Origin of the sequence: Microcoleus asticus IPMA8, assembly GCF_013179805.1 — a bacterium.
Taxonomy (GTDB): domain Bacteria; phylum Cyanobacteriota; class Cyanobacteriia; order Cyanobacteriales; family Microcoleaceae; genus Microcoleus; species Microcoleus asticus.
Genome location: NZ_SRRZ01000129.1, coordinates 1 through 21,458, shown reverse-complemented (window position 1 = coordinate 21,458; position 21,458 = coordinate 1). Strand labels below are relative to the sequence as shown.

Below are 21,458 nucleotides of genomic sequence, written 5' to 3'. Positions count from 1 at the left end.
GATGCTTTGAGGCTGAAAAGATAATATTTTTAATCTCTAATTCCATTTGATTTGCGTTCTCTCATATCGCTTTTAGTCTAAACTCCAGTTCAACAGGTTCGCAGTATATATAAGAAGGCAGTTGACAGTTGACAGTTGTCACAAGAAAGAATGCGGTGAAGCCGATCGAATTTCATGTCACGATTCAGGCAGGTTATCAGGATCGATCCCTTGCGATCGCAAATACTCAGCTAGGCGATCGGCTCGCTGTCGTTCTACCCTCAACTGCTCCCGCATCTGCTGCATTCCTGCATCCGGCAGGGGATAGACATTTCCAGACTCGTCGTACCAAACCAGAATTTCTTGCTCGATGCCCCCAATAACTTGCTGGGATCGCCCTAGGCCCAGTTTCACTTCTGGCATCCAATAGGGTTCGCCAATCTGCTGCAGATACTGCCCGTCAATCAGCTTGTACACTTCAAACGGTTGATGCCGATCGCGCCGCCAAAATTCCGGGTTGTAAATAATGTAGTACAAAACCCCTAACCCGGCATAAATCGACATTTTCTCGTCGTACTCTCCACCGGGTTTGTGAGACACCATTTCCAATGCTAAGATCGGCACAACCTCGTTTTCTTCCCAGACAGCATAGCTGCGGCGAGATTTGCCCCTTTTTCGGCGCTCCACCCCCAAACTGAGAAACCCGTCGGGGACGACAGGCACTTTGGGACTGATTCCTGTGGTGTGATACACCGCCATATCCACCCCAAAGTACCAATCCATGCGATCAAACCAAATGCTGGTCAGGACAAACAACAATAGGTTGGGTAGCAGATTCTGGTCTTCGTTATCCACAGGCGTATCGTCCGAACAGGGCAGGTCTTCGGTGGACGGCAAGCTTAATTTTAGTTCTGGGGAAATCATGGCAGTTAACTCCCTTCGAGATCGTTAACCTGATTTTAGACTATAGCAACTTTTTTTGAATTTTGAATTTTTAATGCGGTAAAGTTTTTAATTCAACGGGTTCGCACTATATCTAATCAGGAAGAAGCAATAACATTTTGTTTGTTGAAATATCCCAATTTCAGCTAAACTTAAAAATACAGCCCACAACTAGGAGAACTCACAGTGGAAGTTCTAGACATCAAACACAATATCGAAACTTTGTCCGATCGACTGGGTGCAACCCAGGACTATCTTTGACATCCCCGCACTCACAGCCAAAATTCAAGACTTAGAGCAAATCTGCGCCCAACCAGCATTTTGGGACGACCAAGATCGAGCTCAAGAAACCCTCCAAGAACTTAATGACTTAAAATCTCATTTAGACCAATATCGCGGCTGGCAAACTAGCTTGGAAGATGCTAAAGCTATTTTAGAACTGCTGGAGTTAGAAGCCGACGAGTCCCTGTTCCAAGAAGCCTCATCGAGTCTTTCTCAGTTAACCCGCGAACTCGACCAGTGGGAACTGCAACAATTACTATCGGGGCCCTACGATGAAGGCGGCGCCGTTTTGACGATTAACGCCGGGGCCGGCGGCACAGATGCTCAAGATTGGGCCGAAATGCTGCTGCGGATGTACACCCGCTGGGGGGAAAGTCAAGGTTACAAAGTACATTTAATGGAAATTTCCGAGGGAGAGGAAGCAGGTGTTAAATCGGCTTCTTTGGAAATTGTCGGCCGCTACGCTTACGGTTATATGCGATCGGAAAAAGGCACTCACCGCTTGGTCAGAATTTCGCCTTTTAATGCTAACGACAAGCGTCAAACCAGTTTTGCAGGCGTCGAAGTGATGCCAATTCTCGATCGATCCGTCAAGTTGGACATTCCCGAAAAGGATTTGGAAATCACGACTTCCCGCGCGGGCGGCAAGGGCGGGCAAAATGTTAACAAGGTAGAAACCGCAGTCCGCATCGTTCACCTTCCTACCGGTTTGGCCGTCCGCTGCACAGAAGAACGCAGTCAGTTGCAAAATAAGGAAAAAGCTTTGGCATTACTCAAGGCTAGGCTGTTGGTGGTTGCTAAGGAACAGCGGGCTTCGGAAATTGCCGAGATTCGCGGCGACATGGTAGAGGCAGCTTGGGGCAACCAAATTCGCAATTATGTTTTTCACCCATACCAAATGGTCAAGGATTTGCGTACTGGAGTGGAAACAACGGCCATCGAAGATGTGATGAACGGCGAATTAGACCAGTTTATCCAAGCTTACCTGCGGCAGGAAAATCAGTTGGTAGCCCAAACCGATGCAACCGCGCGAATATAATTGGCGTCTTCACATACAAAGTCCTTCTACGCGGACAAAAGAATCAAGAGCGGTAATGGCAGCGGATTTGGTATAATTTTGGGGTTTTGGTCGATCGCCAGACCTTCAACAGGTCGCGCGGTCAAAAACCTTGATATGATAAAACTTGATCTAACGAACAAAAGGAGAAATAATGACCCAAGTTGTAATAGGCGAAAATGAAGGGATTGAGTCAGCCCTACGACGGTTTAAGCGACAAGTTTCCAAAGCGGGTATTTTCCCCGATATGAGAAAGCACCGCCACTTTGAAACCCCGTTGGAAAAGCAGAAGCGCAAAGCTATTGCCAGAAGGACTAAGAGACGCTTCCACCGCAACAACAAACCCTAGAATTATTAGCACTAAATTGATTCGGCAGATATAATGCCTTGCGATTCTAGTACCGCAGCGACTCGGAGAATCACCGCTTCGCTGTAGGGAGCACCAATAATTTGTACCCCCAAGGGCAAAGCGCCGGGCCGCTGTACGGGCACGCAAAGAACGGGCAAGCCAATAAATGATAGGGGTTGGGTGAACAGTCCGAGATTGGGACGCACTAAGATTTCTTGTCCGGCTATTACCATTTTCTCGACGCCAATTTCAGGGGCAGCTATCGGGGTTGCGGGTGCGAGGATGATGTCTGTTTGTTGGAATATTTCGCGAATTCGATCGCGGTACCACTGTCTGAATCTCTGGGCTTGCAAGTACCAAGTCGCAGGGATCAGGGTTCCCGCTAAAAAGCGATCGCGCGTCGCCGGATCGAAGTCTTGAGGGCGCGATCGCAAATTGTCTAAATGCAAGTTTCCCCCCTCGCAAGCGGTAATGATAAATGCCGCAGCCCGGGCGCGATCGGATTCCGGTATGGTGACAGTCGCAAGCCCCCCTATTTTTGGGGGGTTTGTTGTTTTTTCTGTGCTGTTACCACAAGCCAAGATATTTGTCAAGGCTTTAGCCACTATTTCTACAGCCTCCATTGCTTCCGGTTCGGCCCCTGTGGCGAAATACCCCTCAGCAACTGCAATTCGCAATCCTTCGATGCCTTGATTTAACTGCGGCGAACAAAGTTCTGGCGGGCGTTGAGTGCAAACTGGGTCACGAGAATCAGGGCCTTGCAGGACATCATACAGCAGCGCCATATCTCTGATCGATCGCCCAAACGGCCCCACACAATCCAAACTACTCGAAAATAAAAAAGCGCCAGCCCTGGACAAACGGCCGTAAGTAGGCTTAAACCCAAAGACACCGCACAAAGCAGCCGGTACGCGGATGGAACCATTAGTATCAGAACCGAGAGTGACGGGTACAAAACCGGCGGCGACTGCTGCTGCGGAACCGCCGCTGGAACCGCCAGCGATGCGCGCAGTATCGCGGGGATTGTGAGTCGGGCCGTAGTGGCTGTTTTCAGTGACAAAACCGTAGGCGTACTCATCCATGTTGAGCGTACCCACGAGCACAGCCCCGGCTTGTCTGAGTCTAGCGACCACAGCCGCCTCCTGGGTAGCCGGAGGATTGCCAGCGTTGATTTTTGACCCAGCTAGAGTAGTAATTCCGGCGATATCGAACAGATTTTTGACAGCGAAGGGAACGCCTGCTAAAGGGCCTGGGTCTTGGTTATTTGCGATCGAATTATCTATATTTTCGGCTGCTGCGAGTGCGCTTGATGCAGTGATTGCAGTAAAGCAATTAAAAGCTTTATCCTTAACAGCAATCCGTTCCAAAGCAGCACTTACCGCCTCTGTAGCCGTAACCTTACCACATTTAACAGCCGCTGCCGTAGCAACCGCATCAGCCGTCTCTAAAAAACATCTGCGTTCATCCGCGTTCATCTGCCCTCATCTGCGGTTAAAAATCTAAGGTTCAAACACCGGCGCGACTTCTACTTCTGGGGGTAAAGGAAACTCAGTAACGAGTCGGGCGATCGCAGCTATCCTCTCGAAGTTTACCACAACACCGGGCCGATGTTCCGGCTCTAACGGTAAGTTTATCAGTTCAGCGGTGCGATCGACATAATCTTCTACATTTACCATGAGTCCCTCCCAAAAAAACATCAGCGTTCATCCGCGTACATCCGCCCCCATCTGCGGTTTAAAATCTAATATCCAGATATAAGTGCGATCGATTATTGTATTGTAAGCGCGATCGGGCCGTCAGTTATTATTGCTCAGTTTTTTGTATTCCTCAGATTGTCTGATATCATCTAAAGGTGATATAGGTCCATTTGGTATATCGAGACTGAATTCTATACATATATCAAGAACAGCTTTATTATACTTTTTATAATCATCGTTTTCGTAATATGAATTTACGACTTTTGCCTGCATTCTCAATTTTCCTTCCTGCCATCCTCCAGAACCCACTTTGAGAAGTTTACAATTTACTGCTTTTATACATTTCCATTGAATCTCACTGCATATAAAACCTCCAGAATCAAATGAGATAGTGCTTAAGTCAGATTTAATATCAGTACGTTCTTGAGAAAGACCACCCTTATAACTAGGTTTTTCGTGATAACTTCTTAAAAACTTTTCCTGAAATTGTTGACTCATTAAAACCTTGAATTTGCCCACTGTAAATGTATTATTGTTCTCGAACAACAAAACATCATCATCGCGGTCTAGTGGTTGAAATTTATCATTCATAAATTTTTATTCTGTCATGTATTTTTAAATATCATACGTGTAGAAGCAGGAGTTACAAATGTTCCCGTGGGAGTGTCCACCCTAGGAATACAACTATCTTAACCTTTTTTATGTCTGCTTGTTTAGCTGATTTCATAAACTCAGCCCGCTTCGATGTTTGTCTTTAGCTCAAACACTGACTGTTTCCCGCAACTTTTCAACGGCAACATCCAGCGGAGGCAAAGTAAAATCCTCAGCATCCATCAATTCCTTAACCTTCTCAAAAACCTCAACCTCCGCCTCTTCCTGATCCGTCAGCTTATCATAAAAACAAGGGTCAGTAAACCACTGCTCAAAAGCAAACCTTAACACCCCATTCGGGTCAAGCATAAACTGCCAATACTTAGAAACTCGGTTATCAACTACTTCAAACAGCGGTGCCGGAGTCTGTATGGGGTAATAGCTGTAATTATCATCACAAATATAGTACCAAACTATTCCCTGCCACGATCGGATTGCATAAACAACATATTCCTTGCCAACTGTCAAAGGCAATTCAACCTTTTTAGTATAACCTCTTGCCGGATCGATATAATTTTCCGGTAGAAATTCCCCACTATTAGCAATACAGCGAACAATCATAACTTGTCTACCTATAAATTCTTAGGTGCTATTTTAGGATATTGTCGTTTAAACTTTAATTCAACTTGTTGCAAAATTTTTGCATTTTCAAACCAGTGCACTTGTACGGAAGCCCCATTAATTACAAAAGCCTGAATGCTAGTTATTTTGTACCAGTCTTCGGGATTACCTCCATAGAGGGCAACCAGTCTGGAAACATCCCCTAGTATATCGTCAGGCCCGCCCTGAATTGCTCTACAATTACCAGCCTTAGCATCTTGCAGTAGCAGTTGCTCCGGCAAATTTCTCGGACTCTCATCGGGAATAGCACCTTGATTCACAATTTAACAGCTTCAAATATTGTTTGTCAAATACCATAAAAACTCATCTTAGCAGGTGCAGTTTCCGCCAGCAACTTACCCCGCGAAATCACATACCGAACCGCAGCGCGCCTCCTAATTGCATCATAACAATCCTCAGCATCCAACACAATCAAATTTGCAGGTTTCCCCGCATTTATCCCATAATTCTCATCTCCCAGATTGAGAGTTTTAGCACCGTTGACAGTCACCATATTAAAACAAGCTGCAATCTCAGCTATTCCCGTCATCTGACAAACATGAACCGCCATATGAGCGACATCCAACATATTTCCCGTACCTAAACTATACCAAGGATCTTGCACGCAGTCGTGACCAAAACTCACATTCAATCCCTGCTGCCACAACTCCTTAACTCGCGTCACCCCACGGCGTTTGGGATAAGTATCCGCGCGGCCTTGCAGGGTGATATTAATTAAAGGATTCGCGATGAAATTAATTCCCGATTTTGCCAAACTTCCCATCAGCTTAAAGGCATAAGCATTGTTATAAGAACCGAAGGCCGTCGTGTGGCTTGCCGTCACCCGCGAACCAGCCCCGCTTCTAATAGCACAAGCAGCTACAACTTCCAAAAATCTCGACTGTTCATCATCGATTTCATCGCAGTGAACATCTATTAATCTATTGTATTTTTCAGCAAGTTCAAATATCCGCTCAACTGACATCACCCCATCTTCTCGCGTCAACTCATAATGCGGAATCCCGCCCACAGCATCCGCACCCATATCGAGAGATTTCTCTAAAAGTTGGTCATTTTCTGGACTTCCGTAAATCCCGTCTTGGGGAAAAGCCACAACTTGCAGAGTCATCCAATCTTTGACTTGTTCTCGAACTTCCAAAAGTCCTTGCAAAGCAGTCAGCGTCGGTTCGCTAACATCAGCGTGACTCCTGACAAACAAAATCCCTTGAGATGCTTGCAGCCTTAAAGTTTCAACAGCCCGTTTTTTGACATCATCCAGAGTTAAACTTTGCTTTCGTTCCCCCCAGATTTGAATTCCCTCGAACAAAGTGCCGCTTTGATTCCATCGCGGTTCCCCCGCAGTCAAAGCCGAATCGAGATGAATGTGCGACTCCACAAAAGGAGGACTAACTAATTTGCCTTGAAGGTCGATTTCGCGTTTGCCAAGTTCTGAGATGTGCGGCGAAACGGCAACTATTTTCTCATTCTCAATAGCAATATCTACCGTTGGGCGATCGCCAGAACCTAACAAACGACATTCGCGCAGAACAATGCTATACTTTTGCTCAGGCATGACAATTGCACTTATTTTAACACTGGTAAACTTTATCCTTTCTCGTTGCGATTCAGCCTAGTAAGACCAAAAGACTTCTCCAATCACTTGCGAACCCCCTCTTTCTCCTCCTCTGCGCCCTCTGCGGTTAAAAAATATTACTCAAACCACAAACCTACAACCATACTCACCAAGCAGAAAGCGCAACTTAAAATCGCCAATATCAGACAATATCAAACTCCAAGTTGTAATTTTTTACCAAATCAAAGCTAAAATGGTCAACTAAATTAGTATCGCTCAATTCCAAATTGTAAAAATCAACAAAATCCGCATCAAAATACGGCCCAGCGTGCCAAGTTCCCACATCTAACTTAATAAAACAATTGCCCGGAATCCGAAAAGCAGCCATATCCTCTAAACTCGGTTTATAGCTATCCCCAGGAGGCGCAACCGCCATCAACCAATCCTTCCCATCCAAAGAACCCAAACACTGAGTACATTGAACGTGCCTCGTAATTTGACGAAATTTGCGACCTTTCTGGTGCAGCCGCATAATGTAAAATCTAGGAATCCCATTTTGCAAGTTTAACTGAGCATCGTCAGCATCGAAAAACTTGCCGTCCACAGCCGCAAAAATAACTTGACCGTAACTCCGAAAATTCTCCGGTGTCACCCATTGTGCCAACAATTGCTTAGTCGAAATTGATTCGCTCATAAATCCCAACATCCCTAGCTCGATCCGTCATAAATATTCTAATATAAATAGTAAGACCACTGGATTTATACTCTGGAAACAGCCAGGAATAGGCTTTTCGAGTTGTTCCACAAAAAACTTAATTGATTTACTTCCAAATCGCTACAGACATAACCCATCATGCCCTTCCTCTTCCTTCTCTTCCTTAGCGACCTACCCTTCGGGAACGGCTTCGCCGAACGCGTCTTCGCGGTTCGTTAAAAAAATATTATTTAAGTCCGATCGCCCAAAACACCCTTACAATCAAAATCAGCACACTGCTGCAAAAAACGAGCCGGAATATCAGGTCGAGCACCCCAGTGCAAATGCAAATAAGAAGCGTGCACCTGACAAACTCCCCAACCTTCAGCAACCGCCTCAACTTCCCCCCGTTTCCCATACCTCCAACTGTGATAAACTGGATTACTCGGTTCCACAGTTAAATGCGATCGATGAAACTCATGTCCCCAAACCCGATCGAGAGCAGTTAACACCGAACTATCCCTCACCGCCACAGCTTCTCGGTATCCCAGCGTCAAACGCTTTCCCATCGCAGCAGCAGTTTCCAACACTCTCACCCCTGGCCAAGAATTGCCATCGAAGTCTACAATAGAATCACACAAATACATCAAACCGCCGCACTCCGCATAAGTCGGCATTCCCGAAAAAATAGCACTTCTTACCGCATCCCGAATTAAAACATTACCGCTCAATTTTTGAGCAAACACTTCGGGAAAACCACCACCAAAATATAAGCCTTGCACATTGTCAGGAAAAACCGAGTCATCAAGCGGGCTCCAAAATACTAACTCCGCACCCAACTCTTCCAACAAATCAAGATTGTCCTGATAGTAAAAATTAAAAGCCCGATCGCGCGCAACTGCAATCCTCACTCCAAATTGTTTTCCTAAAGAGTTGACAACATCATCTTTTTGAGCTTCAATGCGTGAAGGGAGACTGTGCCTATCCAAAAGTTGCTCTGACCCCTCACCCCCCCCATTTCGAGTTGCAGCCAACAAAGGCAAAAGTTGCTCCCAGTCAAAACTAACAGCAGCCAAATCAGCGAGTTTATCGATCGCAGCATGAAGATTCGGCAACTCCTCAGCAGGAATCAGGCCCAAATGTCGATCGGGAATAGTAACAGCCTCATCCCTACGCAAAACCCCCAAAACAGGTAAATTGAGCGGTTTTAGAGCATCTTGAAGCAACTCCAAATGTCGATCGCTCGCCACCCGATTTAGCACCAAACCAGCGAATTTAAGGTGAGGGTTAAAAGAACGAAAACCGTGGGCGATCGCAGCCACAGAACCAGAGAGCCTGCTGCAATCTATCACAAACAATACCGGCAAATTCAGCAAATAAGCTACATGAGCCGTAGAAGCAAAGGAAAAATCATAATTGCCTTCTTCTTTTCGATAATTAATCCGTGTATCCGTGTCAAAATCCCTGTCGTGGCTTCGTAATTCCTGATTTTTTCGACTCACTCCATCAAATAGTCCCATTACCCCTTCAACTAAGGCATAATCGACATTTTGAATATGATGAGAAAAACACTTTTTCACATAAGATTCAGACGTTAATACCGGGTCTAAATTCCGACAGGGGCGACCAGTAACAAAAGCATGAAACATCGGGTCAATGTAATCTGGACCAACCTTAAAAGATTGAACTTTCCAGCCGCGGCGGATTAAATAAGCTAAAAGGGCGATCGTTACAGTAGTCTTTCCCGCACCGCTGCGTTCGCCAGCAATTACTAAAGCCATAGTTCTAAATTATTTACAAAAAATACATATTTAACTAACCGCGAAGACGCGAAGGAAGAATGAGAAGAATAGTGGTAATTTTGTGGCTTTTTGGAAGTAATTTAGAGTTTTGAGTCAAAGAACAAAATTATTAATTCAAAACTCAAAACTCATAACTCCTAAAAAAGTAGGGCAGACATTGCCTGCCCTACTGAATATTAACTCAATCCTTCTTCCTTCTTCCTTCTTCCTTCTTCCTTCTTCCTTCTTCCTTCTTTTTACCGCTTAGCTAACTTCAGTATTTGAGCCGTCACTGCCAAACTTTCTTCGTAAAGCACATCTCGGCCCCAACTCTGCAAGTGCTGGCCCAGCAACTGTTCCGTCACCTGATCGAACAGAGGACTCACCTGGTTAAACCGATCGGTTTGAGCGCCGCCCTTCGTTTCCATCCGCATACAGCCGCCCACTTCCGAACACAGAACTGTACCGCAGTCAGCTTTTTCGTTCGTAGAACTCAAGCGCAGAGCAATCAAATCGCCCGGGACATCGCCCGTATCAGCAGTAGGAATAGCAGCCAACTCCGCTTCTACAAACCGTTCGTCCGGCCCCGCGAATTTAATTCGCTTGATTTGGTAATCGCCCTCTTCCTGTTTGAAAGCAACAGGACGCCACTGAAGCCGGCTCGCCAGCCAACCCAAATACATCAGCGCTTGCGTAGAATTGTCCTGTTCGTAATCGATCGTCACCCGATCGATTTCCCGAATCGCAGCGCGGCGTTCCGGGGCGTCAAAAGCTTCAGCAGCCAACTCTTGCCACGCGGCCAGCCGGCGCCAATTGAGATCCGCGATCGGAATTCCGTCTTCCATCAGACTTTGCATCAACAGCAATTCCGCTTCACACTCAGCAAAGCTGCTAGAGTCAACAATCACAGAACTGCTAATTGCCGCCAGCCGCTGGAACAAACCTCGATCGGCATCAGGATTCGCTTTCCACCACAGCAGCGTCGGCAAATTGGCGATCGTCAGCGCCGTCACGATGCCGCTCACCCGTTCCAAAGCAGCTTCCGTACCCCGCAGCGTAATGTACTCGCAGCAGATCAGATTGCCAGTGGTGCGCTGGTGAACCGGACAATAAGCAGCCACTTGAGCCTGTACGCCCGTATCTTCCCCCGCCGTCGGGCACAGAGCAATAATCCGGCACGGATTGGCAGCCACGATCGCGTCAGCCACGCCCGAGCCCCCGGAACCCAAACCACTGGATCCCATCTCCTCGCCTTTTGAATTTTTGCGAGCCACTTCTTCCCGCAAAGTCGCCAGCAATTCAGCGTTAGGTTTGCCAGTTCTCGGCAGCCCGTAAGCTTTTTGAGCCGCCCTGATGCTAGATGCCGTCATCGGCCCGGTAATACCGTCCACCGGCCCGTCGTAAAAGCCCAGATCCGCTAATAACCGCTGAGTTTCTTCGGGTTCGTAGACTATAAAAGTAAAAGTTGTTGCCCTACTAGCGATCGAAACATCGCCCTTTGACCCTGATTCTCTGTAACTTTCCCAAATTTGACTCAATTCGGCCTCTATTTGGTCGAGCGACACATCTTTAGGATTTTGCAGCGAAACCAGAGGCGGAGCTTTAATCGGTGTCATCGTCATCGGTTTTTTCTCCTTTGTCAGTTTTTAGTCATCAGTGATTGGTCATTAGTTCAGTAGCCCTGGAGATCCCAAAATTTTAGACCCTAGTTTAAGCTCTCAGATTCATCTGTGCAGTAAATCTAAAATCTAAAATCTAAAATCTAAAATCGACTGACTTTTAAAGTCTGCGCCACTTGCGGCCGTCTCTGTTAATTAGCAGTTCTGCTTCCGCCGGTTCCCAAGTACCCGCTTCGTATTGAGGAACCAACTCCTGTTCGTTGGACGATTCCCAAGCCATTAGCGCCGGCGTTACCACCCGCCAAGCTTCTTCCACTTCATCAGAACGGGTAAACAAAGTTTGGTCGCCCAGCATACAGTCAATTAACAGTCGATCGTAAGCATCCGAAGATGTCACCCCAAAGGAAGAACCGTAACTGAAATCCATATCCACCGTCCGAGTCCGCAAATCCGGCCCCGGCATTTTCGCCTCAAACCTCAGCGAAATCCCCTCGTTGGGATGCACGCGCATGGTCAAAACGTTAGGGGTAGTTTGTTGCGCCGCCGACTGAAAAATCATCAGAGGCACTTCACGAAACTGAATCGCAATTTCGCTGACTTTTTTCGGCAACCGTTTGCCGGTTCGCAGGTAAAAAGGCACTCCCTGCCAGCGCCAATTGTCGATTGTAAACTTCATGGCCACAAAAGTCGGCGTTGTCGAATTGGCAGCAACCCCCGGTTCATCGTGATATCCTGGCACGGGTTTGCCCTTCATCCAACCTGCGGAATATTGACCGCGAATCGCTGAGAACTCCAAGTTATTCAAATCTGCCAAGCGAGTTGCTTGCAGAACTTTCATCTTTTCGGTGCGGATGCTGTCAGCGTCGAGCGAGTTCGGCGGTTCCATCGCCGTCAGACAGAAAATCTGCATCAAGTGGTTTTGCAGCATATCCCGCAACGCCCCAGAGGATTCGTAGTAACCCGCCCTGTCTTCTACGCCTACTGTTTCTGCAACTGTAATTTGTACGTGATCGACAAATTGCCGATTCCACAGCGGTTCAAAAATCGCGTTAGCAAACCGGAACACCATTAAATTCTGAACAGTTTCTTTACCCAAATAGTGGTCGATCCGGTAAACTTGCTTTTCTTGGCAAACCTGCTGCACGACTCGGTTGAGAGCTTTTGCTGAACTCAAGTCGCGGCCGAAGGGTTTTTCAATTACCAAGCGGTGTTTTGCTGGGTCAACTAGCATTTGAGCAGCGCCTAGTTGCCTAATTGCTTCTGGGAAAAAGTTCGGGGAAACTGATAGATAAAATATGTGATTGCCGCGAGTTTTCCTTTCTTCGTCGATTTCCGCTAAGAAAGCTTTGAGTTTTTCATAGCTTTCGGGGTTATCAATGTCGCCCGGACAGTAGTACAAACCTTGAGCGAAATCTTTCCATAATTCTTCACTGCCAATGCCGCCGCCAAATTCTTCAATGCCTTCGCGCATTTGCTCTCGGAAGTAATCGTGACTCCAAGGGCGGCGGGCTACTCCCACCACGGTAGTTTCCGGTGGCAAGCGCCGATCGCGCTTCATCTGATAAATTGCAGGTACCAGTTTGCGCTGGGTGAGATCCCCAGAAGCTCCGAAGATCACCAGAATTTGCGGTTCCGGCACCCGTTCTTTTCGCAAACCGACCCGCAGTGGATTTTCAAGTAGCGTTACCATTATTTATTTTCCTTGTTCTAGTGCTGTTAACCCTGCCAAGACACCATGATAGTTTGCGGTCATTTCTGCTAGTTGCTGGGTGAGAGAGTTAATCGCTTCTTCATACTGCTAGAGGAGGCAGATGATTTTGCTCTCTAGGAACTTTGAAACCCATTAATCTCAAAATTCTTAGAGAGGATTTAAAACTCAGCATTTAGGAAGCAAAACAATTATCTATTCCGACTCCTAAATGCTTCTGCCTTTCAGGATACAGATATCTCCCTAAGCGACGGGTGACAACTTCTGGACTTTCTCTTGCAAGGAATCTATCAGGGATTGGAACGGATTGACGAATTTCTCAATCCCGTCGAGGAGCAAGTCTGCCATCACTTTGTCCAAGTTGATGTCGATGTCGGGATCTTTGAGACTTTCGATCAGCGTGTAAGCTTCTGCAACGTTGTTCTCAATCCGGGGTGCGACATCGCAGTGGTCGAAACAAGCTTCAACAGTGTTCGGAGGCAAAGTATTAACGGTGTCGGGGCCGATTAGTTCATCTACGTACATGACATCGCTGTAGTTGGGGTTTTTGGTGCTGGTGGAAGCCCACAGCAATCGCTGCACTTTCGCTCCTTTGGCTGCTAAAGCTTGCCAGCGATCGCTCGCTACGATCTCTTTATACTTCTGGTAAGCTACCTTCGCATTGGCGATCGCAATTTTCCCCTTCACTGCTTCCAGTTTAGCTTTTGTGGAAATATCTGTGACATTTTTGAGTTTCTCGTCAATCTTGCCATCGATATTGATGTCGATCCGGCTCAAGAAGAAACTGGCAACAGAAGCAGTATTGCTCACATCCAAACCTTTAGCCGCCCGCGCTTCCAAACCGCGAATGTAAGCCCAGAAGGTTTCGACGTAGCTGTCAACCGAGAACAGCAAAGTCACGTTAACGTTAATCCCTTCGCTGATGACTCGCTCGACTGCAGGCAAACCTTGAGCGGTTCCCGGAATCTTAATCATCACGTTTTCTTTGCCGATCGCATGATAATAGCGCAAGGCTTCGCTAATCGTGCTTTCTGTATCGTTGGCGATCGTCGGTGGCACTTCGATACTGATGTAACCGTCCAAACCATTCGACTCTGCGTAAACTGGGGCGAAGATGTCGCAAGCGTTGCGGATATCTTCAAATACCAGAGATTCGTAAATCTCCATTACAGATTTACCCGCCCGGATGCCCGCTTCGATATCCGCGTCGTAAATCACATTACCCGCGATCGCTTTCTCAAAAATAGCCGGATTAGATGTAATCCCGCGCAGTCCCCTACTTTCAATCATCTTTTTGAGTTCGCCGGACTGGATCAGATCGCGAGTCAAATTGTCCATCCAGATACTTTGGCCAATTTCTTTGATTTCTAACAGGTGATTAGTTGGCGTTGCTGTCATTACTGTAACTCCTACAATTTGATAGCTGTTAATTGGGACTTGAAAATTGAAAATTGAAAATTGGTAATGGGGAATTGGCAATAGGGAATTGGTAATTGGGAGTCGAAAGTTATAAGTTAAAACCCTCTTCCTTCTTCCTGACATCCGTTACATTAGTTACATAATCCGTTGCCGAACTTCCTTGTTCCTGACATCCGTTACATCCGTTACATCCGTTACCGAACTTCCCTCTTCCTTCACTCTTGGACTGTTCTAGGATTGCGCGCTCGATCTTGAATAAAAGACTCGACCATCGCTACATTTTCTTTACTGCCGACAATCAAAGGCGATCGCTCGTGCAGTTTGGTCGGCACAACGTCTAAGATGTCTTGAATGCCCGTACTGGCGCGCCCGCCGGCTTGCTCCATCAAAAACGCCAAAGGAGCCGATTCGTAGAGCAAACGCAATTTGCCCTCCGGTTGTTTGACCGTTCCGGGGTACAAAAACACGCCTCCCTGGAATAAAATCCGGTGGAAATCTCCCACCAAAGCCCCGCCGTACCGGGCGGTGTAGCCTTCGCTGCGGTGTACGTAGCGAATGTAATCTCTCAAAGATTCCTCCCACTGCCAGAAGTTGCCTTCATTAACGCTGTAAATCGGGCCGCGATCGGGAACCTTAATGTTTTCGTTAGCTAGAATAAACTCGCCCAAACTGGGATCGAGGGTAAAGGAATGAACACCCTGACCGATCGAATAAACCAGCATGGTACTAGGGCCGTAGAGCACGTAGCCGGCCGCGATTTGTTTGTGTCCGTGTTGCAGCAAGTCGGAAGCAGAGCCATCTGCATCGTCTCCCTCTTGCTTGCGGATGCTGAATATGGAGCCGACATTGAGATTGATGTCAAGATTGGAAGAACCGTCTATGGGGTCGTAGAGCAGACTGTAGCGTCCGATCGGACAGTTTTCGGGAATGTAGTAGGGTTTTTCCATTTCCTCCGAAGCCAAGCGGCAGACAAGTCCGCTTTGCTGGAATACCGAGATAAACACTTCATTGGCATAGATATCCATCTTTTTGACGGATTCTCCCTGCACATTCACAGCCCCTGTAAACCCCAAAGCATCTGCCATTAATCCGGCTCTGCTGAGTCGCCTAGCGATCAGCTTGGCAGCTAGTCCGATGCGATTCATCAGGGCGCTGAGATCCTGAGCATCTGCTGAAAAGCTGTGGAGTTGCTGGAGTACGTGACGAGATAGGGTTGTGCAATCGCGGTCTAAGGCTTGCACCTGATCGGTCGGGCCCAGGCGGGTTTCCCCTGTCGGCGCGTTTACCATGATTTTGATGTCCTCCCTGTCTTGCTGCTCTGGATTTGGGTTCGATGGAGTCCTTGACACTTGCCCCTGAATCGGCTTTTAGACCGATCGACCCCTAACTTCTATCTTAGGAAGGGTTTTGCCAAAGGGGGCTAAACTTTAGGTGAATTTTAGATCTCCATCGAAAGTGTTATCAAAGAGTGAGGCGTTCGATCGACTATTTAGTCGGGCATTGTCTTTAAAATTACTAAATTTTTTAATAAACCGCTCTTGACGTAGAGGAAGAGCAGAAGGAATAAGGAAGAAAAAAGAAGGAAGATTGTTGCTTGCTTAATTATCAAAAAGATTTCTAAAGATGTAGCAGGAGGAATTGCTTCTCTAGGGGCAAAGAATCTCGATATTTATTAAAATACGACTGCAAAAGGGGAAGCCGATCGCACTTCTTGAATACGTAGCTAAAAGATTAGTTGAGAGTAGCGATCGCCTTTTCGATTGGTTATGCTTGAGTCAGGGCAATCGTTTCTGTCAGTTTACTGACAACAAAAATAAAGATGTTTGTGGTTAAATAGCGTAAAGGCAAGAAATATGTCGCCGTCACAGGGGTAGTGTCGTTAGGCTCCTGTATCTCCTAAGCGTGAAGGTTCGATTGATGAGTATTCCTTCTGAACATAAAAAAATTATCCTGTTTTTGGCAGCCAACCCCAAAAATACCACCCCTGTGGACTTACAGAAAGAGGCGAAGGAAATTGCAGAGGGGTTGCAACGCTCTAAAAAGGACGACAAGTTTCAACTGGAGCAACAGTGGGCGGTGACACCTAGAGAAATGCAGCGAGCCATATTAGATTATAAACCAGAGATTGTGCATTTCTCTGGGCATGGTGTAGGAGAAGGCGGTTTAGCATTGGAAGATGAGGCGGGACAAATTAAGCTTGTAAATACCAAAGCTTTGGCAGCTTTGTTTGAGGCGTTTAAGGAGTACGTGGAGTGCGTAATACTCAACGCTTGCTATTCAGAAGTGCAAGCTGAGGCGATCGCACGTCACATTCCATACGTTATCGGCATGAACCAAGCGGTGGGAGATCAGGCCGCACGAGAATTTGCTGTGGGTTTTTACGATACCTTGGCGGCGGGGGAGTCGATCGAACGTGCCTATAAGTTGGGTTGCGTTAGCATCAGCATGGCTGATATTCCCGAAGAACTTACTCCGGTATTAAAGAAGAAGTCGGATTTTTCGGAGTTGGATGCAGCAGAGCGATCGCGCGCTGCTTCTGTTAGCGATATCGTTGAGGAGTCGTCGCCTGCGGTGGAAAATAATGTGCGATCGATCGCCGCACCTCCCGTTTCTCTTCTCAATTTAGATAACCCAGAAGGTTCTGTAAGTTTGGATTCACCCCTATATATAGATCGACCTCCCATCGAATCGGACTGCTACCAAACTATTGTAAAACCCGGAGCTTTAATCCGAGTCAAAGCCCCCCGGCAAATGGGAAAAACTTCCTTAGTGCAGCGAATTTTATACCGCGCCAAGGAACAGGGATATCAAACAGCGTATTTAAACTTTCAATGGGCTGATGGCAGTTTTCTCACCCATCTTGATGATTTGTTGCAGTGGTTTTGTGGTGAGATTACCAATGAATTAAATTTAGAAGATAGGTTAGGAGAATATTGGAAAGGCGTTCTCGGCAGTAAAAATAAAAGCACGAAGTATTTCCAACGCTATCTACTATCTGACAGCGATCGGCCTCTTGTTTTAGGGTTAGATGAAGTCGATCGGATTTTTCAGCATTCCGAAATAGCCACCGACTTCTTTGGATTATTACGAGCTTGGCACGAGCGGGGCAAAAATGAGGAAATTTGGAAAAAGCTGAGGTTAGTCATTTCTCACTCTCAAGAAGTTTATATTCCTCTCAATATTAATCAGTCGCCATTTAACGTGGGATTGCCCATAGATTTACCTGAACTAAATCAGATACAGGTAACAAATTTAGTGAATCGACACCAATTAAATTGGTCACATCAAGAGATTTGTGACCTGATGGAAATGGTGGGCGGTCATCCTTATTTAGTTCGAGTTGCTCTCTACCAAGTTGCCAGGGGGAGAATTACCTTAGATAGCTTGCTAAAAGTCGCTCCTACTGAAGAAGGCCCTTACTACGATCATTTACGACGGCATTTAGTTAACTTGGAAACAGATGCAGAACTAGCAGCAACAATTAGACAAGTGATTAACAGCGAACAACCTGTAGAAATTAATACTGGAAAGGCTTTTAAATTGCGAAGCATGGGCTTGATCAAATTTCAGGGAAATGCTGTAATGCCATTGTGTGGTTTGTACCGTCAATATTTTCGCCATCGCCTAGCCTCTCCTCCAGCAAATATACCTGCTGTGCCACCAATAGAGAGTCATTTAGCAGCTATTATGTTCTCGGATGTTGTTAATTCCACCGCTTTATCAGTTGCCAACCAAAAGCAGACACTAGAATTAGTGAATCGAGATTTCAGCATCATCCGAGGCATCTGCGATAAATATCAAGGCAAAGTCCTTAAAGAAATGGGCGATGGTTTATTAATTTGCTTTGCAGAAAGTGCCGTAAAAGCAGTCGCCTGTGCGCTAGAAATACAACGAAATTTTGCCGAAGCTGCTACAACCTTACCTCCGAATCATGTCCTCCAACACCGCATTGGTATTCACTTGGGGGAAATCTTCATTTTTAAAAATGATATCAGAGGGGCTGGTGTAAATTTAGCTGCTCGTTTAGAAGGGAAAGCAGAGCCAGGAGGAATCTGTATTTCTGAAACAGTTTATCAAGTTGTTAAAACTCACTCAGATTTAAATGTAATTGACTTAGGTCTGCAACAGTTAAAGGGAATTCCTGAACCTGTACGGCTGTACAAATTGATTCCTTGATTATCTGATTTTCTACCTATAAATTAACAATGACTTATGAAGGATTATCAATATCAAGTTGGAGGGAGCCTTCCTGCCAACGCCCCAAGTTATGTCACTCGAAAGGCGGATGAAGAACTTTATCAAGCTTTAAAAGCCGGAGAATTCTGCTATGTTCTTAATTCCCGACAAATGGGAAAATCATCCCTGCGAGTGCGGACAATGCAGCGGTTACAAGCAGAGGGAATCGCCTGTAGTAGCATTGATATCACAGAAATTGGCACCTCAGATATTACGCCAGAAGAGTGGTATGCAGGTGTGATCGATAGCATCGTCAGCAGATTAAATTTGTATGACGTTTTTGATTTAGATGAATGGTGGGAGCAGAATAGATTACTATCGAATGTTAAACGATTTAGTAAATTTATTGAAGAAGTATTACTCAAGAATCTCTCAGCAAATATAGTGATTTTTGTCGATGAATCGGACAGCTTAATCAGCTTAAAGTTTAAGATAGAAGATTTTTTTGCCGTGATTCGTGATTGCTATAATAATCGAGCCGATAAACCCGACTATCGTCGATTAACATTTACGATGTTAGGGGTGGCAACTCCCTCAGATTTAATTCAAGACAAGCGACGTACTCCGTTTAATATTGGTCGAGGGATAGAGTTAACGGGGTTTCAATTAGCAGAAGCCCAACCTTTGGCAGTTGGGTTAGAGAGTCAAGCAGAAAACTCGCAAGCATTGTTAGAAGCGGTGTTAGATTGGACAGGAGGACAGCCGTTTTTAACGCAAAAAGTTTGTAAATTGCTGCTCGATAGTGCCAACTCTGCCTTCAGGCAAACTCCCGCTGAATGGGTAGGAAATCTAGTTCGAGAAAAGGTGATTGAGTATTGGGAAGGACAGGATGAGCCAGAGCATTTAAAGACAATTCGCGATCGCATTTTACGCAGCGAACAACGGGCAAGTCGGTTATTGGGACTATATCAGCAAATTTTGCAACAAAATGAGATAGCGACTGATGATACTCCCGAACAAATGGAACTCCGATTAACCGGGTTGGTGGTTAAGCAGTCTGGCAAACTTAAAGTTTATAACCGGATTTATCAATCGGTTTTTAACCTCAATTGGGTGGAAAAACAATTAGCGGAGCTCCGCCCTTACAGCGAAAGTTTTAAAGCTTGGATAGATTCTGATTGCCAAGATGAATCGCGACTGTTGCGGGGTCAAGCGTTGCAAGATGCTCAAACTTGGGCAGCCGATAAAAGTTTGAGCGATTTGGATTATCAGTTTTTAAATGCCAGTCGGGAAGTCCAACAACAGGAAGTTGAACGAGAGTTAGAAGCACAAAAACAAGCGAATCAAATTTTGACTCAAGCGAATCAGACGCTAATTCAAGCACAGGAATTGGCCACGTATAAAGTCACTCAAGCCCAGCATTTAGCAAATGTCATCCAGGAAACTGCTTTTTCTAATGAATCATTTCGTTCAGGACAGACATTCCCAGCACTTTTGGAAGCATTAAAGGCAGGGCAAGCATTCAAACAACTAGATTCTTCATCCGAGACGACAAAACATATTAGAGGACGAGTGATCGCTGCGCTGCAACAAGCAGTGTCCGCAGTAAAAGAGCGCAATAGTTTGGAAGAGCATAGCAATGTGGTCATTAGCGTCGCCTTTAGTCCAGATGGAAAAACTTTGGCTTCTGCAAGCAGTGACAAGACAATCAAACTGTGGAACCTGCAAAGCCAAAAACCCATTGCTACCCTCACCGGGCATAGCAATTCTGTCAGAAGCATCGCCTTTAGTCCCGATGGCAAGATATTGGCTTCTGCAAGCTATGACCACACCATCAAACTGTGGCATCTGGAAACCCAAACACAGGTCACAACCCTAACCGGGCATAGCAATCAGGTCTATAGCGTCGCCTTTAGTCCCGATGGCAAGGCATTGGCTTGTGCAAGCGGTGACAACACCATCAAACTGTGGCACCTCGAAAGCCAAAAACCCATCGCTACCCTAACCGGGCATAGCAATAAGGTCTTGAGCGTCGCCTTTAGTCCCGATGGCAAGACATTGGCTTCTGCAAGCAGTGACCACACCATCAAACTGTGGCATCTGGAAAGCCAAAAACCCATCACTACCCTCATCGGGCATAGCAATTCTGTTTTGAGCGTCGCCTTTAGTCCCGTTGGCGCTAGCCTGCGGTCAGGCATTGGCAAGACATTGGCTTCTGCAAGCTTTGACAGCACCATCAAACTGTGGCACCTGAAAAGCCAAACAGAGGTCAGTACCCTCACCGGGCATAGCAATCAGGTCTATAGTGTCGCCTTTAGTCCCGATGGCTTGACATTGGCTTCTGGAAGCGGTGACAGCACCATCAAACTGTGGCACCTCGAAAGCCAAAAACCCATCGCTACCCTCACCGGGCATAGCAATTCGGTTTTGAGCGTCGCCTTTAGTCCCGATGGCCAGACATTGGCTTCTGGAAGCAGTGACAACAGCATCAAACTGTGGGTTTGGGATTGCGATAAACTAATGGCATTAGGTTGCAATTGGATTAGCGATTATCTTAGAACCAACCCGAAAGTGACAGAAGAAGATAAACAGATGTGTGCTGATTACCTCAACCAAGAGTCAATCAAATAGGATTTAGGCAAAAAATGCGGCTGTGGTTCCGGCAGAAGAACGCGAACTTTGCGAATTTGTTGTAATCCTGGCGATAAACATCAAGCAGGGGAACCGATTTCAATCATTCCTGCGGTTAATTGATGATTGATGGTTCTGATGCGGTATAGTGCTGTTACTTTTGCCCCTACAAAAGCCGGTTATGTAGATGTTCTGCGTCCAGAAGTGGAATAATTAGGGCTTGCTGAATAATCGATCGCAAATCAATAACAAGAGTGATCGATATATTCAAGCTCGGTTAAAGATAAGTTTTTTTTGTAT

At 46.2% G+C, this 21,458-nt stretch carries 17 protein-coding genes; 4 read left to right on the top strand and 13 right to left on the bottom strand.

Annotated features, from left to right (window positions below; genetic code table 11):
• Positions 1–177: 177 nt before the first annotated feature.
• Positions 178–903, bottom strand: a complete 726-nt coding sequence (locus tag E5S67_RS26045) for a Uma2 family endonuclease (RefSeq protein ID WP_172191473.1) — start codon at positions 901–903, stop codon at positions 178–180.
• A 204-nt stretch (positions 904–1,107) separates the two neighbouring features.
• Between E5S67_RS26045 and prfB the strand changes: the two genes are divergently transcribed.
• Positions 1,108–2,242 (top strand): peptide chain release factor 2 gene (prfB, locus tag E5S67_RS26040; RefSeq protein ID WP_172191472.1). Its coding sequence is split into 2 segments (ribosomal slippage): positions 1,108–1,179 and positions 1,181–2,242, totalling 1,134 coding nucleotides; the frame shifts between segments, so codons are not numbered across the junction.
• Between the two features lie 172 nt (positions 2,243–2,414).
• Positions 2,415–2,609: a 30S ribosomal protein S21 gene (rpsU, locus tag E5S67_RS26035; protein WP_006632476.1), complete on the top strand. Its 195-nt coding sequence runs from the start codon at positions 2,415–2,417 to the stop codon at positions 2,607–2,609.
• 11 nt (positions 2,610–2,620) lie between these two features.
• Here the strand turns inward: rpsU and E5S67_RS26030 are convergent, their stop codons facing one another.
• The 12 genes from E5S67_RS26030 to fbp all read right to left on the bottom strand — a co-directional run bounded on the left by E5S67_RS26030 (position 2,621) and on the right by fbp (position 15,640).
• Positions 2,621–4,084, bottom strand: a complete 1,464-nt coding sequence (locus E5S67_RS26030; protein WP_172191470.1) for an AtzE family amidohydrolase — start codon at positions 4,082–4,084, stop codon at positions 2,621–2,623.
• Between the two features lie 24 nt (positions 4,085–4,108).
• On the bottom strand, positions 4,109–4,285 hold the full coding sequence (locus E5S67_RS26025; protein WP_172191468.1) for a DUF4089 domain-containing protein: 177 nt from the start codon (positions 4,283–4,285) through the stop codon (positions 4,109–4,111).
• A gap of 120 nt (positions 4,286–4,405) precedes the next feature.
• Positions 4,406–4,897 carry a KGK domain-containing protein gene (locus E5S67_RS26020; RefSeq protein ID WP_172191466.1) on the bottom strand — a complete coding sequence of 164 codons (492 nt, stop codon included), beginning with the start codon at positions 4,895–4,897 and terminating at the stop codon, positions 4,406–4,408.
• Between the two features lie 168 nt (positions 4,898–5,065).
• A complete protein-coding gene (locus tag E5S67_RS26015) occupies positions 5,066–5,518 on the bottom strand; it encodes a hypothetical protein (protein ID WP_172191464.1) in 453 nt (150 codons plus the stop codon).
• An 11-nt stretch (positions 5,519–5,529) separates the two neighbouring features.
• Positions 5,530–5,838, bottom strand: a complete 309-nt coding sequence (locus E5S67_RS26010; RefSeq protein WP_172191462.1) for a hypothetical protein — start codon at positions 5,836–5,838, stop codon at positions 5,530–5,532.
• A gap of 26 nt (positions 5,839–5,864) precedes the next feature.
• Positions 5,865–7,130: a cytosine deaminase gene (gene codA / locus E5S67_RS26005; RefSeq protein ID WP_172191460.1), complete on the bottom strand. Its 1,266-nt coding sequence runs from the start codon at positions 7,128–7,130 to the stop codon at positions 5,865–5,867.
• 202 nt (positions 7,131–7,332) lie between these two features.
• Positions 7,333–7,824, bottom strand: coding sequence for an ureidoglycolate lyase (locus E5S67_RS26000; RefSeq protein WP_172191458.1), 492 nt, complete (start codon positions 7,822–7,824; stop codon positions 7,333–7,335).
• Between the two features lie 251 nt (positions 7,825–8,075).
• Entirely contained in the window at positions 8,076–9,605 is a 1,530-nt protein-coding gene (locus E5S67_RS25995; RefSeq protein WP_172191456.1) for a cobyrinic acid a,c-diamide synthase CobB, read from the bottom strand.
• Positions 9,606–9,862: 257 nt separating this feature from the next.
• A complete protein-coding gene (gene opcA / locus E5S67_RS25990; protein ID WP_172191454.1) occupies positions 9,863–11,227 on the bottom strand; it encodes a glucose-6-phosphate dehydrogenase assembly protein OpcA in 1,365 nt (454 codons plus the stop codon).
• 157 nt (positions 11,228–11,384) lie between these two features.
• The gene (gene zwf / locus E5S67_RS25985) at positions 11,385–12,914 is read right to left on the bottom strand and encodes a glucose-6-phosphate dehydrogenase (RefSeq protein ID WP_172191452.1); all 1,530 of its coding nucleotides are present in this window, start codon (positions 12,912–12,914) and stop codon (positions 11,385–11,387) included.
• Positions 12,915–13,175: 261 nt separating this feature from the next.
• Entirely contained in the window at positions 13,176–14,330 is a 1,155-nt protein-coding gene (gene tal / locus E5S67_RS25980; RefSeq protein ID WP_172191450.1) for a transaldolase, read from the bottom strand.
• A 236-nt stretch (positions 14,331–14,566) separates the two neighbouring features.
• Positions 14,567–15,640, bottom strand: a complete 1,074-nt coding sequence (fbp, locus tag E5S67_RS25975; protein ID WP_172191475.1) for a class 1 fructose-bisphosphatase — start codon at positions 15,638–15,640, stop codon at positions 14,567–14,569.
• 628 nt (positions 15,641–16,268) lie between these two features.
• On the opposite strand from fbp, the gene E5S67_RS25970 reads away from it, so the two are divergent.
• Both E5S67_RS25970 and E5S67_RS25965 read left to right on the top strand, forming a co-directional pair.
• The gene (locus E5S67_RS25970; RefSeq protein WP_172191448.1) at positions 16,269–18,527 is read left to right on the top strand and encodes an AAA-like domain-containing protein; all 2,259 of its coding nucleotides are present in this window, start codon (positions 16,269–16,271) and stop codon (positions 18,525–18,527) included.
• A 36-nt stretch (positions 18,528–18,563) separates the two neighbouring features.
• The gene (locus E5S67_RS25965; protein ID WP_172191446.1) at positions 18,564–21,158 is read left to right on the top strand and encodes a WD40 domain-containing protein; all 2,595 of its coding nucleotides are present in this window, start codon (positions 18,564–18,566) and stop codon (positions 21,156–21,158) included.
• Positions 21,159–21,458 lie beyond the last annotated feature (300 nt).

Excerpts from the sequence above, each read along its gene's own strand:
- E5S67_RS25965 (WP_172191446.1), top strand. The coding sequence starts at position 18,564 with ATGAAGGATTATCAATATCAAGTTGGAGGGAGCCTTCCTGCCAACGCC.
- E5S67_RS26025 (WP_172191468.1), bottom strand. The coding sequence starts at position 4,285 with ATGGTAAATGTAGAAGATTATGTCGATCGCACCGCTGAACTGATAAAC.
- tal (WP_172191450.1), bottom strand. The coding sequence starts at position 14,330 with ATGACAGCAACGCCAACTAATCACCTGTTAGAAATCAAAGAAATTGGC.
- E5S67_RS26000 (WP_172191458.1), bottom strand. The coding sequence starts at position 7,824 with ATGAGCGAATCAATTTCGACTAAGCAATTGTTGGCACAATGGGTGACA.
- E5S67_RS26030 (WP_172191470.1), bottom strand. The coding sequence starts at position 4,084 with ATGAACGCGGATGAACGCAGATGTTTTTTAGAGACGGCTGATGCGGTT.
- E5S67_RS26015 (WP_172191464.1), bottom strand. The coding sequence starts at position 5,518 with ATGATTGTTCGCTGTATTGCTAATAGTGGGGAATTTCTACCGGAAAAT.
- E5S67_RS26045 (WP_172191473.1), bottom strand. The coding sequence starts at position 903 with ATGATTTCCCCAGAACTAAAATTAAGCTTGCCGTCCACCGAAGACCTG.
- E5S67_RS26020 (WP_172191466.1), bottom strand. The coding sequence starts at position 4,897 with ATGAATGATAAATTTCAACCACTAGACCGCGATGATGATGTTTTGTTG.
- fbp (WP_172191475.1), bottom strand. The coding sequence starts at position 15,640 with ATGGTAAACGCGCCGACAGGGGAAACCCGCCTGGGCCCGACCGATCAG.
- rpsU (WP_006632476.1), top strand. The coding sequence starts at position 2,415 with ATGACCCAAGTTGTAATAGGCGAAAATGAAGGGATTGAGTCAGCCCTA.
- opcA (WP_172191454.1), bottom strand. The coding sequence starts at position 11,227 with ATGACGATGACACCGATTAAAGCTCCGCCTCTGGTTTCGCTGCAAAAT.
- codA (WP_172191460.1), bottom strand. The coding sequence starts at position 7,130 with ATGCCTGAGCAAAAGTATAGCATTGTTCTGCGCGAATGTCGTTTGTTA.
- zwf (WP_172191452.1), bottom strand. The coding sequence starts at position 12,914 with ATGGTAACGCTACTTGAAAATCCACTGCGGGTCGGTTTGCGAAAAGAA.
- E5S67_RS25995 (WP_172191456.1), bottom strand. The coding sequence starts at position 9,605 with ATGGCTTTAGTAATTGCTGGCGAACGCAGCGGTGCGGGAAAGACTACT.
- E5S67_RS25970 (WP_172191448.1), top strand. The coding sequence starts at position 16,269 with ATGAGTATTCCTTCTGAACATAAAAAAATTATCCTGTTTTTGGCAGCC.